Raw genomic sequence first — 13,645 nt, forward strand, 5'->3', positions numbered from 1 at the left:
CCAAGCTTGACGGTGCCGGCTTGACCCTCACGCTGCGTGAGGCCCGAGAGTGGGATGCGTGAGTGACTACTACAACGCGTTTGACATGAGTCCCGTGCCCGCTCCCGGCCCAGATGCGGTCCCGCCGGAGCCGTTCCGTGGCATCTACGGGATGCCCGCGTTCGTGACGATCCCCACGCGCGATATGGAGGCGTCGGCGGACTTCTGGATTCGTGGGTTCGGGTTCATCGAACTGTTCAGCATCCCCGGCAGGCTCGTACATCTGCGCCGGTGGGCGTTCCAAGACGTGCTCCTCGTCCAGGGGGCGAGCGTTCCGGAGCAGGCACCGGCGCTGAGTGTCAGTTTCGCGTGCGTGCTGAGCCAGATCGATTCCCTGGTCGAGAACTGTCGTGCGTTGAATCCGGAGTTGGTCGAAGGCCCAACGGACACCCCCTGGAACACGCGTGATGTGGAGGTGATCACACCCGAGAACGCGCGCATCGTGTTCACTGCGGCGAAGCCGTTTGATCCGGCGAGCCAGGAGGCGCGAAATCTCGAAGCCATCGGGATCGCCCCGCCGGGCGTCGGTCGCGGCGACAATGAGGAGCATGCCTGATCTCACTGACGATGATGGCTTGACCGTCGGTCAGGTCTCGACGCGTCTGGGCGTGACGGTCCGTGCGCTGCATCACTGGGATGAGGTTGGCCTGGCACGACCGTCACTGCGCACGGCTGCCGGATACCGGCTCTATACCGTTGCTGATGTGGAACGCTTGTACCGCGTCGTCGTCTATCGTGAGCTCGGTCTCGGACTGGACCGGATTCGGGCGATTCTGGATGACGCGGACACAGATGTGCCCGATGCGTTGCGTGCGCAGCGCACCCAGGTTGCTGAACGGATCAACCGCCTCCAGCAGCTCAGTGCCGGACTGGACCGGATGATCGACGCCCACGAGCGCGGCTTGCTGCTGACCGCCGAGCAGCAGGCCTCGATCTTCGGCTCTCATTGGAACCCGGACTGGCCTGCCCGAGCCCGTCAGCGCTACGGAGACACGACGCAGTGGCGGCAGTACGCCGAACGCTCCGCCTCTCGCAGTCCGGAGGAATGGCAGGCCATCGCCGACGCCGTTGCCGGCCTCGAACGTGTCCTCGGAGATGCGATGGACTCCGGAGTCATACCTGGTAGCCCAGAAGCGAATCAACTCGTCGAGCGGCATCGCGAGATGTTCTCGTCGTCGTACTTTCCGCTCACCAGGCAGATGCAGGTCTGTCTCGGCCGCATGTATGAGTCCGATCCGGCATTTGCGGCCCACTACGACGGCATCCGCGCCGGCCTTGCCACGTGGTTGCGTCGCAGCATCGACGCCAGCGCACGCGCCCACAGCATCGATCCCGACGCTGCGACCTGGCAGTAGAGCGCGGCCCGACGGCAACCGACTGTAGAGCACCCGATGCGGCGTACTTCCCCGGCGCTCCCGACGGCCTCTGCAATCCCTTGGTGGTCGTAAGGACACGCCCACCCGCCTGCGCCTATCCGGGCGGCGCGAGCGGGTTCCGGACGACGCCGGCGGCCGAGATGACCGGCCGCTCGGCGTCGTCCGCGTATCCCCGCTCGAACAGCCGCAGCCGGTTCAGGCAGAGCTTCGGGAACGTCGGCGTCTCCAGATCGAACAGGGCGAACCGCTCCGCGAGTTCGTCGCCGAACCGTCGCCGGTAGTCGACGAGTTCCTGCCGTACCTGCGTCCAGAACGACGTCTCCGGCAGCCCTAGGCGGTCCTCGGCGATCTCGGCGAGATAGCGGTAGACGCAGATGAGCAGCCCGTTCTGCAGATATTTGCGCAGCGTCTTCGCGTCCAGGGTCACGTCGTCGAGCGCCGATCGCACCTGCGGTGTCAGCCCTTGGTGCTCGGGCAACGTCTCGGAACAGATCGCCACGTCGTCGACGAAGTCCTTGACCACCAACCGGGTCGGGACACCGTCCCGGTGCGCGATCATGCAGTTCTGGCCGTGCGGAGAGAACATTGCGCCGTACCGGTACAGCACGTGGAACAGCGGCGGCAGCACGGCATGGTGCAGCCGCCGGAACCACTCGTCGACGGACAACCCGCTGCGGGCGATCAGCTCTCCGGCGAACGGCTCGCCGGCGGCGTCGACATGCAGCAGGGCTGCGAGCGATACCGCGCGTTCGCTGGCGTCGAGGTAGCCCTCGACCGACTCGCGCCAGATCGCGCCGAGCATCTCGGTGTGTTGATACGGAACGTCCGGAATCGACTCGTACGTCCGGTGGGCAACGCTTACCGAGGACACCTCGCCGAGCAGGATCAGTCCGCTCTCCTTCAGGAACGGATCGGCATCGACGACGCCACACAGCCACTCGGTCAGCGCCGGCGCCGCCAGCGTCCGCTCCCGCGGCAGGCCCCGGTAAACCGACGTGTTCAACACCGACACGGGCAGCTTCAGGTAACGGCGCTCCGGGTGGTCAAGGTCGGTGAGGGTCCGGATCGCCAGTTGCGGCCGGTATCGTGCGCTGCCTTCGCCGAGCGGCACCAGTTCGCCACGGGCGATCTCCGCCGCGTGCAGGGGCAGGATCCGGTTGGTCCATTGCCACGGATGTACGGGCAGGTAGACGCATGAATCCGGGTCCAGGCCGGCGAGCTGGGCGTGCGCACGCAACCGTTCGAACTCCGCGTCGCCGACCTGTTCCCGTACCACCATGTGGTTGTCCAGCCCGGACACCGACCGTGTGTCCGCCACCGACGGCACCGCCGCCAGCCACAACAGGTGGACGTCCCGGCCGGCCTCCGGTGCGTAGGTGAGCAGGTCGTCGGCGCTGAAGCCGACCCGTCCCTTGCCGGCGACGATCCATGGATGCCCACGCAGCTCGCTCTCGACCAGGACCGGTTCCAGGCCGGTGATCTCCGCACTGGGCCGCCCGCGCGCGAGCAGCCACGCATCGGAGAGCAGGGTGGAGTGGAGCTCGGAGACGAGGTTCGCCACCACCGCCGGTGCGACACCGTGCGCCGTCAGGAGCTGTGCGAGCAGCGGCACCGCGCCGGGAACGTCGGCCTTGGCACGCTCGCCAGCCTCGGCGTGCTCGTCGGCCTCGTCGCGCTCGCCAGTCTCGTCCGACGCCGCGCCGCCGGTGCTGTCAACGCGTGCGCTGTCCGCACGTGCGCTGCCCGTCGGCGTGCTGTCGACCCAGGAGATCGAGTCGGGATCGACCCGCCACCAGCCGAGCGCGCGGCGCCGGACGGTGGCAGTCAGCGTGCCACCCCCGATGTCGCAGGTCAGGTTGGCGTCGTCATCGATGGCGGGGTCGATGATCTCCTCGTACATGAACTCGGTCAACGCCTTGGCCAGGAGCTCGCGGTTGGCGCGATCCCAGCACCGGGCGTCGAGCCAGGTCGGGAAGGTGGTTGCCGATTCGTCCAGGTTCATTGCTGTTCTCTCAGCCGTTCTTCGGGAGGGCGGTACGGGAAGAGCCGTGCTCATCGAGGAGCATGCATTGCGGTCGTGATCGCGACCACAATGTCGTCTTGTTGTCGCATCGTCGGCGGTTCACCGGCTGCTCAGCGGTGCGGGTGCGTCGGCGGCCAGGGCAGCGGTACCGAACCGTTGGAAGACGGTGCGGTCACGGATCGGATAGACCTCGCGACCGGCGATGGCGTTGGCGATGACCGAGCTCCGGTAGGCGCCCAAGCCTAGGTCCGGCGTTCCGACCCCGTGCGTATGCATCTCTGCGTTCTGTACGAACAGCGACGACGCCCGCCCCGCCGTGCCTGGACCCCCGTCGTCGGCGATGCGAAGCCGGTAATCGCCGGTGACGTCCGGCCGTCCCCGCTCGTCGGAGACGAGGAGCCCGGGCGGTACGGGCAGCGGCGCCGGCTCGTATCCGGTGCCGAGAATGACCACGTCCGTGTCGCGGGTGAATGTCCGATCCTCGTCGCCGTGCCGCCAGGTGAGCCTCCAGCGGCGGCCGGGAACCGGCGACGGTTCGAGCGCTGTCAGCTCGCAGCGGGCCGCGTACGTGACGGGCGGGTCGGCGGCGTCGACGGTGGCTTCGTAGAGCAGGTCGTAGATGCGCTCGCTGGTCTCGGCCGAGAGCCCCTTGTACAGCAGGTCCTGCCCGGCGCGGATTCGATCCCTGGTGGGTTCCGGCAGGTTGCGGAAGTATGCGGTGTACTCGGGGGTGAAATGCTCCAGGCCGAGCTTGGAGTACTCCATCGGCAGAAAACCCGGACCTCGGGTGAACCAGTCCAGCGCCTTGCCGGTGGCGTGTCCGTTCGCCAATCGTGCCTCGAGCAGATCCGCGACAACCTCCCCGGCGCTCTGCCCTGATCCGACGACGGTCACCACGTCGGCGTCGATGGCCTTGTCCCGCAGCGTGAGGTACTCCGACGTGTGGAAGATATCGTCTCCGAGGAGGTCACGGACGACGGCTGGAACACGCGGCCGGCTGCCGACGCCGAAGACGACGGAGCGCGCGCGCAACGTCGTGATCGACTCGGAGGCGCAATCCGAGACCGGGATGTCTCCCTCGTCGCGTGGTCCGGCGGGGCGGCCGGAGCCGCTACGACCCGGTACGACCCGGACCGTCCACGTGCCGTCGTCGTTCGGTTCCACGCTGTCGACCCGATGCCCGAACCTGCACGATGGCAGGCTCTGCGCCACCCAGCGGGCGTAGGCGTCGTATTCGCGACGGGGGATGTGAAACCGCTCGTAGAAGTAGAAGCGGTAGAGCCGGTTGTGCTCGTGTAGGTAGTTCAGGAACGAGTACCGGTTGGTGGGATCGGCCAGTGTCACCAGATCCGCCATGAACGGCACCTGGAGCGTCGTACCCGGGAGCATCAGGCCGGGATGCCAGGCGAACGATGGTGCTGCCTCGAGGAAGACCGCGTCAACGTCCGGCACCGGGTCGAGAAGCGCTGCCAGCCCGAGGTTGAACGGTCCGAGACCCACCCCGACGACGTCGAGGGTGCGGCCCGGATCGTCGGTCAGGCGTGGAGGTGTCATATGCATCTGCCTTCTCTGAAGTGTTGTTCCGGAGGCTTTGCAATGCGCACATATACGCAGCGGATGGACCGGAGTGTGTCGGGTGGACCGGGCACCGGAATGCGTCGGTGGGGCCGATCGGGTGTGGGGCCGATCGGGTGTGGGACCGATCGGGTGTGTCGGCTGGATGGGGTGGGATCGGATGCGTCGGGCGGGCCGGGCATCGTTGCGTCGGCTGCCCCGTATCCGGGCCCACCGCGGCGTCGTTCTTCGGTGTTGCATATATGTGTGCATTGCAAAGGTGGTTCAGGGAGATCCGTCGGGGCGAGGGAGGCACGCGTCGTCGCAGAGCGCGTTCGTTCACGGCCGGGCGCCGTGGCGGACGGCATCTTCGCGTGCGCAGACCATGAGCAGCGCCCGTTTGTCCGGCAGGTCGACCTCGCCGATCGAATGGAAGCCGAGGCTCCGGCAGAAGGCGTGCATCCGCGTGTTCCGGATGTCCGGCTCGCAGACAACCCGGTCGCCACGGTGCGGGCGCGCGTCGTCGCCCGTCTTCGCAGTCGGCAGGCCAAGCTGGAACGCCAGGAACGCCCTGCCGAGCAGCCGTGGTATCCCGCTGCCCAGAAACCGCTCCGGTCCCACCAGCAGATGCCAGCCGACGTCCGTCGGGCGCACCGGATAGTAGGCCGCCAGCGCATCCTCGCCGACCCGGTAGGTCTCCACATAGCCGAACGGTTCGCCGTCTGCGGACACCACCCACGGCTGCAGGTGTGTCAATCCGTCCAGATAGGCGCAGACGTCCTCGAGCGGCTTGTCCAGCTCCCACCACGGAGCCACGTGCGGCCGGTTCATCCAGCCGTGGATCAGCGCGCCATGCCGTTCGATGTCCACCGGCGCCACGTCGATCCGGACCGGGCCGGGACCACCGCCCGGTGCCTCCCGACCGTAGACGGCGGACCAGGGACGAGGCGTTGTCCGTGCGTTCATCCGGCGGCCTCACACAGCGGGTTGGGCAGGGTCACATAGACCGACTGCGTAGAGATGTCGCCCACCAGCTCGTCCATGTCGTGCACCCGGGTGAGCAGGTTGGCCTTGCACGGCCACTGGTCGTCGTCGAGCAGCCGGTCCAGAAGCGAGGCAGGGTAGCGCCCGCCCGCCGCGCGCTCACGTTCCAGCAGGCCACGGAGGTCACGCAGCAGCTGTTCCTCTTCGACGCACGGCCCGAGCGCGTTCACCACGCCTAGTGTGAGGTTGACGAACAGGTAATACACCAGCCGCTCGTCGGCGAGCGCTTCCGGGAAGATCGATTCGGTGGCCTCGCCCAGCCCGGGGATCACGCGCGCCAGGTCGGCGTGCGCGGCCTCGCGGTGGAAGTAGCCCTGGCTGTCCCGGTACACCCCGCGTACCGGCCACCCGTCGTCGAGTTCCACCAGCGTGTTCTGCTGGTGCGCCTCGAAACACAGCCCGACGTCCAGATAGAGGCGGACGAGGGACCGGACGACGACGTCGCAGAAACGCGCGAACCACTCCCGCGCGACATCGCTCTGAGCCCGGCCCTGCCGCTCGGCCGACGCCGCGACGATCGCCACCAGGCGGCTCCGGCCACCGTATGGATGGTCCTGACACAGCGTGGTCAGCGCGCTGACGTCCCGCGGTCCCTCGGCGGTCCACCGGTTCTGCCGAAACAGCACGGAGAACCCGTCGATGGTCCGCCCGTCATGCACAACCGTCAGGTAGGCCGGGTCCTGCAGTAACGTGAAGCTCGGCGCGGCGGCGGCCACACGGTGCCCCACCTCGGTGCCCGCCAGCCTGGCCGACTCCACCGCACGGTCCAGTTCCTTGGGCAGCGTCACCCGCATCGAGTTGGTCACCCGCACGTGCAGCGAGAACTTCAGCTGCCAGGGAGAGTCCTGTCGATACACGGTCCGTATCGAGGTGGTGGGCAGGTACGCCGAGCCGAGCACACCGAGATCCACGACTGCTCCGCTGTCGAACAGCTCAGCGGTGGTGGGATCGGCGGCCAACCGGTCCGCCTCGAACGGGTGCGCCGGCAGCAGCACCCGCGGGCCGACGGCGGTTATCATGGCGTCCAGGGTCGCGGTGTCCGTGTGCGGATCCGAACGCAGCAGCTGCTCGGCGAGGTCCGGCGCCTGCGTGCCGGTGGCGCTGTCGTGCCGGACCAGCTCGGGCTCGATCGCCAGCCAGCGCAGCGGGAACCGTCCGCCGGTCTCGGGTGAGTAGACCCGTCGCTGGGCCTCTGTCATCTCGCCGCGGCTCTTCGGCGTGGGATGAACCATGTGTCCGAGCAGCAGTGCCTGTTCCGTCTCGCCGAAGGTCAGCGGCTCGGGACTCCACAACCGGTCCACCTCGCCGGTCCGGTCCGTCAGGTAACCGTGCACCGCGGACGAGCTGTCCAGGACGCGGCCGAGCAAGGCCTTGACGTCAGCGTCCGGACCGTCGAGTTCGTCGGCGAGCAAGGTCGCGAGCGTCGATAGCCCGATCGGGCGGGCCGGAAGACCGCCGACGACGATCCGGGGCGGCAGAGTGAGCTCGTGCCGGAACGTCGCCGAGACCCGGGCGACGTCGACGTCGACATGGCCGCCCCACCGTTCCAGCGGAATCCGCAGCACGGCTTCGCCGACGGAGGCATCCGACGTGCGCGGAACGAGCGCCCAGCCGGTCGTCTCGCGGATCCAGCAGCTGAGCAGAGCGTGCATCGTGGCGTGGTCGGCGGCCTCCGCGGGATCGGCGGCTTCTGGGTGCCGGGACGATGCGGACGGCGTGGACGGCGTGGACGGCCGCGGGAGTTCGAGGGTCGCTTCGGGTGTGTCGATCATGGTCAGTGTCCTCCGATGACGCGTGTGGCGCTGCCGGCCCGCGTGGACATGCCGGAGTCAGCGTGCTCGACCGGGCCGTCCTCACCGGCAGCGAGCTCGTGGACGGTGTGCGCGCGTGCGGTGTGCTCACCGGCCATGCTTCGCGCGGTCGCGGCGATCAGATCCAGCAGGCCGGTCACGTCGTCGATGCCGGTCAGTGGGTTGACGAGGGTGAGTTTGAGCACCACCTGCCCGCGCCACCGGGTACGTCCGACGACGGCCTGCCCGCGAGCCAGCAGGGTGCGCTGCACATCGGTGTTGAGCCGGTCCAGGCCGGTCAGATGGTGTCCGGCTGAGCCCGTCCGCGCCGGGCGGCACCGGAACAGCACCGTCACGGTCTGCGGGTCGGCGACCAGCTGGAGATCCGGGTGGGACGCGATGTATCGGGCCGCATCGGCGGCGAGACCGACGATGTGCTCGACGTATCGACTGAGCCGTCGCCGGCCGGTAGCACGCAGCGACACCAGGACCTTGAGCGCGTCGAACCGCCGGGACGTGTCGAGCGAGCGGTCGACCAGATTGAGCACACCGGTGTCTTCCTGCCGGTTCAGATACGCGGCGGGTTCGCGAAAGCCGTGCAGGGTGCCGATGTCGCGCACCAGCAGCGCGCTGGCGCCGATCGGCTGCCACCACAGCTTGTGCAGGTCCGCGGTGATGGAGTCCGCATGCTGGATCCCGTCCAGCATCGGCCGCAGCCGCTCGCTGAGTGCCAGGCCGGCCCCGACTGCTGCGTCGACATGCAGCCACGCGCCGCATCTGGCCGCGCGGTCGGCGAGGACGTCGAGGGGGTCGACCGAGCCGGAGTCGGTGGTGCCCGCCGTACCGACGATGGCGATCACCCGCCCGCCGGTGCGCTCCACTTCGTCGAGGGTCTGGTCCAGCGCGTCGGCACGCATGCGGCCGGCGTCGTCGGTGGTGACCGGAACAACGGCGTCGCGGCCCAGGCCCAACACGGCGCACGCCTGACGGATGCTCACGTGCGCGGCATCCGACGCCAGCACGCGCCAGCTCGCGGCGTCGGCGGGCAGGCCGGAGCCGCCAGACCCTTCGGTCCGGCCGGTCCCGGCAGACCCTTCAGACCTGCCAGACCTGACAGCGGCGCGGTCGCGGGCCAGCAGCAGGCCGAGCAGATTGGACGAGGTGCCGCCCGATGTCAACACCCCTCCGCCGGTCGAGCCGGGGCCGCCGATCTCCGGCTCCTCGCCGTCCGGCAGACCGAGCAGCCCGGCCAGGGAGCGAACCAACCGGTCCTCGGCGTAGGTGGCGGCCGGTGCCTGGTCGAACGAGTCCATGGACTGGTTGGTGACCCCGATGGCCAGTTCGGTGGCGGCCGCGGTCAGCAGCGTGGGGGAGTGCAGGTGCGCTGCGCACCACGGCTGAGCCGGCTTCGCGTCGTTGGCCAGGACGTCCCGGGTCACCTGGGCCAGCACCTCGTCCAGCGGCGCACCTTCGTCCGGGAGCGGGTCCACCGCGTCGATCTGTGCCTTCAGCTGCTCCGGCGCGATAGCCGGGAACGGCGGGCCGGGCCGGCTGGACAGCACGGCCTCCACCACGGCAGCTGCCGCCCGGCGCAGTGCGTCGTCCGCTTCGGCGCTGCCGTCCAGGAAGTCGACCGCAGCGGAACCATGATCATCGTGGATTTGTGGTGTGATCACGCCGCGGATCCTCGATGATCATGGTGCGGCCGGGCCGCTGAGAGCGCTGTGGCGAACGTGTCGACCACGCGGTCGATCTGTTCCTCGCTGACGATCAGCGGCGGCAGGAACCGCACCACGGCGTCCTCGGGACCGCCGGCCTCCACGATGACGCCGTTCTCGAGCATCGTGCGCTGGACGGCGGCGGCGAGCGCTCCATCCGGCCGGGGTACGCCGTAGCCGTCGGCGGTCTCGGGGTCCACCACCTCCACGCCGACCATCAGGCCGGGTCCGCGGATATCCCCGACGCGCGGATCGTCGCCGACGGCGGCCCGCAGGCCATCGGAGAGCCGGCGACCGAGCTCACCGGCCCGTTGCGCCAGCCCGGCGCGCGCCACCTCGCGGATCGTCGCCGCGCCCGCGGCCAGCGCCAGCGTGGAACCGCGGAAGGTCCCGGCGTGCGCGCCCGGTTGCCAGGCGTCCAGCTCGCCACGATGCACGATCACCGCGAGCGGCAGCCCGCCGCCGACGGCCTTGGACAGCACGAGGATGTCCGGGTCGAACCCGATCCGCTCACTGGCCCAGAGCGTGCCGGTGCGGCCGAGCCCGGTCTGCACCTCGTCGGCGACGAGCACGGCGCCGGCCTCTGTGGTGGTGGAACGCAGCGTTGTCGCGAATGCGGGAGGCATCGGGTGCACGCCTCCTTCGCCCTGCACCGGTTCGGCGATGACGGCCGCCGGTGCGGCGATGCCGCTGTGGTCGTCGCAGAGTGCCCACCGGACCAGCGAGCCGGCCAGCTCGGCGCTGGTGGTGGCACCCGATACGGCCTGGCCGCCGGGACCGCCGGGAGCGGACGCCGGCCCGTGTGCGCGCAACGGCGTCCGGTACGCGGTGGGAAACGGCAGGTGGTGGATCTCCGGTAGAAGCGCTCCCAGCGGCTCCTTGGCGGATCGTCGGCCGGTCAGCGCGAGGGTTCCCTGCGTCATGCCGTGATACCCGCCGCCGAACGCCAGCACGCCGCTCCGGCCGGTGGCCGTCTTGGCCAGCTTGATCGCCGCCTCGACCGCGTCCGCGCCGCTCGGGCCGCAGAACAGGATCCTTCCGTCCTGCAGCGGTGCCGGCAGGACGGAGAAGAGCTGGTCGATGAAGCGGTCGCGGTACGGCGTCGAGAGGTCCAGCGTGGAGAGCGGGGCGCCGGCGTCGAGCGCTTCCCGCAGCGCCTGGTCCACCACGGGGTGGTGGTGTCCCAGCGCGAGCGCTCCGGCCCCGGCCAGGCAGTCGATGTACTCGCGGCCATCGGCGTCGCGGACGGTGGCGCCACGGGCGGACACCAGGGTCAACGGCAATCGGCGGTGGTAGGCGCGAGCCGACGAGTCGCGTTGTCCGACGACGGGGCGCTGCCCGGGTGCGTCGGCGGTGGGCACGGGCATATGGGGGTCGGTCAGTGTGAGGCCCTCGAGCGCAGTCACAGGGCGGTGTCCTTCCGATTATGGCGATTTCGGGCGAATTTAGGCATGCCTAACCTAGATGAGCCCAGCCTTACCTAATCTACGTGCTCGGCGCAAGTGGTTCCACGTCACGAGTGACCATGATCATCGAGGATCTGCGGGATCATCACCCCGCTGATCCTCAACAGAACCGAGGCGCGGTCAGACCAGCAGCGGCCGGGCGACGAGCACCGTCGCCTTGCCCTGCACCCGGGTGACGATCAGCGTCGCCGCCGCGGTGCCGCGCGGGCGCAGCGTCTTGCGCAGCGACTCCGGGGTGACGTCGACGCCGCGTTTCTTGATCGTGAGGATGCCGACCTGATGCTCGCGGACGTAGCGTCGCAGCCGTTTGACGTCGTAAGGCAGAGCGTCCGTGATCTCGTACCCGCGGGCGAACGGAAGATCCGCGCGGGTGTCGCTGCCGACATACGCGATGGACGGATCGACGAGCCAGCCGTCGACCGACCGGGCCACCGCCGTCACCAGGCCGGCGCGGATCACCGCGCCGTCGGGCTCGTAGAGGAAGCGTCCCGGAGCGCGCACGTCCGCCTCACCTGGATCGTCCACGTCGGTGAGCGTGTGCGTACGTCCGCCGGTCAACAGCGTCGCTCGCCGTCGGACACGTCGCCGCGCTGGGCCCTCGTCCGGATCCGCCTCCGCGAGCGCGCCGGCCCAGAGCGCCGCCTCCTTCACCTCGCCGTCGACGGAGACCCACTCGGCCTCCACGTCCGTTGGGACCCGGTCATGCGGGATGCCGGGGGCCACCTTGACGCAGGCCGTCCCCTCGAGCAACTCCTGGATGAACGGCCAGGCAGGCCGGTAGGAGTCCGGATCGAAGACCCGTCCGCGGGTGGTGCGGCGCGCCGGGTCGCAGAACACCACGTCGTATCCGCTGCGCTCGACGGACGTCGCGTCGGCGGTATGGACCCGGGCGTCCCGTTGCAGACCGAGTGCGGTCAGGTTGTGCCGGCCCACCTCGGCCGTCACCTCGTCGATCTCGATCCCGGTGACGTCGAGCCCGGCCCGGGCGAACGCGATCAGGTCGGCGCCGATCCCGGTGCACAGATCCAGCACCCGGGCCCGGCTCGAGTCGCGCCGGCTGATCCTGCCGGCGATCCGCGCCGCCCGGTGCTCGGCGACCGGCGCCCGAGTCGCTTGCTCGTATCCGTCGACGGTGAACAGCATGCGGGCCGCATCGGCCGGGGCGAACTTCTCGATGGCACGCCGCCGCAACCGGGCCTGGGTCAGCGCGGCCGCGACCAGCTCGGACGGGTGTTCCCGGCGCAACCGGCTGCCCAGGGTGAACTCGTCCTCCACCCCGTATGAGCGGGTCGCCTCGTCGAGCAGGGGCGCACCCTCGGCGGACGCCAGGACCCGCAGAACAGCGAGATCCACTACCGATGCAGTGCGTCGAGAGCGACGGCGGCGTACACGGCGACGCCGGCGGCCAGCGCATCCTCGTCGAAGACCACCAGATTCGAGTGGTTCGGCGCGGCGTCGTCGGGATCCACGCCCGGCGGGCACGCGCCGAGGAACGCCATCGCCCCTGGGTATTTCGCCAGCACGTAGGAGAAGTCCTCCGCGCCCATCAACGGCTCGGCCATCTCGATCACCTGCTCCGCGCCGACCACGGCGGACGCCGCGGCCCGCATCCGGTCCGTGGCCGCCGCGTCGTTGACCGTCACCGGATAGCCCGGGACGATGTCGACGTCGGCGCTGAGCTCATGGGCGGCGGCGACGCCGGCGGCGACGGTGCGCAGCCGGGTGTGCACCTCGTCCCGGGTCTCCTCGGAGAACGTGCGGATCGTCCCTTCCAGCTCCGCACTGGCCGGGATGATGTTGGAGGTAGTTCCGGCGGCGATCCGCGCCACGGTCAACACGGCCGGGTCGAACGTGCTGATCCTGCGCCCCAGGACCGTCTGCAGAGTGGTCACCAGCTCGCATGCCGCCGGTACCGGGTCGTTCGCGTTGTGCGGCGCCGACGCGTGGCCGCCCCGGCCGGTCAGCACGACCCGGAACGTGTCGGCGGCCGCCAGGATCGGGCCGGGGCGGACGTTGATGGTGCCGGTCTCGAACTGGCTGGTGATGTGCAGCGCGAACGCACCCGCCACGTCCCCGTCGTCGTCGAGCAGCCCCTCCTCCAGCGCATACCGCGCGCCGTGGTACGACTCCTCGCCCGGCTGGAAGAACAGCAGGATACGGCCGGCGATCTGCTCGCGCCGGGCAGCCAGAAGGCGTGCCGCTCCGGCCAGCATGGCCACGTGGGTGTCGTGTCCGCACGCGTGCATGGCGCCGTTCACGGCCGACGCGAACGGCAGCCCGGTGTCCTCCTGCAGCGGCAGCGCATCCATGTCGCCCCGCAGGATCACGGTCGGACCGGGTTGCCCGCCGTCGAGCTCGGCCACCACCGCCGACGTGGTCTCCGACAGCCGCGTCGGCAGGCCCAGATCGGCGATCTCGTCCAGCACGGCCTGGCGCGTCACCGGCAGGTCGAGGCCGATCTCCGGAGTCCGGTGCAGCTTCCGGCGGAACGCGACGGTTCGCTCCTGAACGGCGTCGGCCTCGGTCTTCAATGCGGCGAGCGGAGAGGGCGTCATGCGTGGAGTATGTCGAACGGAGCGGACATCGGCGAGTTCCGGGGGTGTCCGGGTAGCCGGCGCCGGGCGGCGGCCACGCT

The 13,645-nt window shown here is 69.7% G+C and carries 10 protein-coding genes; 2 read left to right on the forward strand and 8 right to left on the reverse strand.

Going from position 1 to position 13,645, the window contains the following annotated elements; translation table 11 throughout:
- Window positions 1-58 precede the first annotated feature (58 nt).
- Together G1H10_RS27190 and G1H10_RS27195 are read left to right on the forward strand one after the other, a co-directional pair.
- The gene (locus tag G1H10_RS27190) at window positions 59-595 is read left to right on the forward strand and encodes a VOC family protein (protein ID WP_163743887.1); all 537 of its coding nucleotides are present in this window, start codon (window positions 59-61) and stop codon (window positions 593-595) included.
- On the forward strand, window positions 588-1,394 hold the full coding sequence (locus G1H10_RS27195; RefSeq protein ID WP_163743889.1) for a MerR family transcriptional regulator: 807 nt from the start codon (window positions 588-590) through the stop codon (window positions 1,392-1,394). The genes G1H10_RS27190 and G1H10_RS27195 overlap by 8 nt, the downstream gene beginning before the upstream one ends.
- Window positions 1,395-1,509: 115 nt before the next feature.
- Here G1H10_RS27195 and G1H10_RS27200 read toward each other — a convergent pair whose 3' ends face one another.
- The 8 genes from G1H10_RS27200 to G1H10_RS27235 form a co-directional block, all read right to left on the reverse strand.
- Window positions 1,510-3,417, reverse strand: coding sequence for an IucA/IucC family protein (locus G1H10_RS27200; protein WP_163743891.1), 1,908 nt, complete (start codon window positions 3,415-3,417; stop codon window positions 1,510-1,512).
- Window positions 3,418-3,537: 120 nt separating this feature from the next.
- Window positions 3,538-4,992: a lysine N(6)-hydroxylase/L-ornithine N(5)-oxygenase family protein gene (locus G1H10_RS27205; RefSeq protein WP_163743893.1), complete on the reverse strand. Its 1,455-nt coding sequence runs from the start codon at window positions 4,990-4,992 to the stop codon at window positions 3,538-3,540.
- Window positions 4,993-5,331: 339 nt separating this feature from the next.
- Window positions 5,332-5,958, reverse strand: coding sequence for a GNAT family N-acetyltransferase (locus tag G1H10_RS27210; protein WP_163743895.1), 627 nt, complete (start codon window positions 5,956-5,958; stop codon window positions 5,332-5,334).
- Entirely contained in the window at window positions 5,955-7,808 is a 1,854-nt protein-coding gene (locus tag G1H10_RS27215; RefSeq protein ID WP_163743896.1) for an IucA/IucC family protein, read from the reverse strand. The genes G1H10_RS27210 and G1H10_RS27215 overlap by 4 nt, the downstream gene beginning before the upstream one ends.
- Before the next feature lie 2 nt (window positions 7,809-7,810).
- Window positions 7,811-9,502, reverse strand: a complete 1,692-nt coding sequence (locus G1H10_RS27220; protein ID WP_163743898.1) for a pyridoxal phosphate-dependent decarboxylase family protein — start codon at window positions 9,500-9,502, stop codon at window positions 7,811-7,813.
- Window positions 9,499-10,950, reverse strand: coding sequence for a diaminobutyrate--2-oxoglutarate transaminase family protein (locus tag G1H10_RS27225; protein ID WP_163743900.1), 1,452 nt, complete (start codon window positions 10,948-10,950; stop codon window positions 9,499-9,501). The genes G1H10_RS27220 and G1H10_RS27225 overlap by 4 nt, the downstream gene beginning before the upstream one ends.
- Window positions 10,951-11,130: 180 nt before the next feature.
- On the reverse strand, window positions 11,131-12,363 hold the full coding sequence (locus G1H10_RS27230; protein WP_163743902.1) for a class I SAM-dependent methyltransferase: 1,233 nt from the start codon (window positions 12,361-12,363) through the stop codon (window positions 11,131-11,133).
- Window positions 12,363-13,565, reverse strand: coding sequence for a M20 metallopeptidase family protein (locus tag G1H10_RS27235; RefSeq protein WP_163743904.1), 1,203 nt, complete (start codon window positions 13,563-13,565; stop codon window positions 12,363-12,365). Before G1H10_RS27235 ends, G1H10_RS27230 begins: the two co-directional genes overlap by 1 nt.
- Window positions 13,566-13,645 lie beyond the last annotated feature (80 nt).

The sequence above is a fragment of the Phytoactinopolyspora halotolerans genome, assembly GCF_010550675.1.
GTDB classification, from domain to species: Bacteria; Actinomycetota; Actinomycetes; order Jiangellales; family Jiangellaceae; genus Phytoactinopolyspora; species Phytoactinopolyspora halotolerans.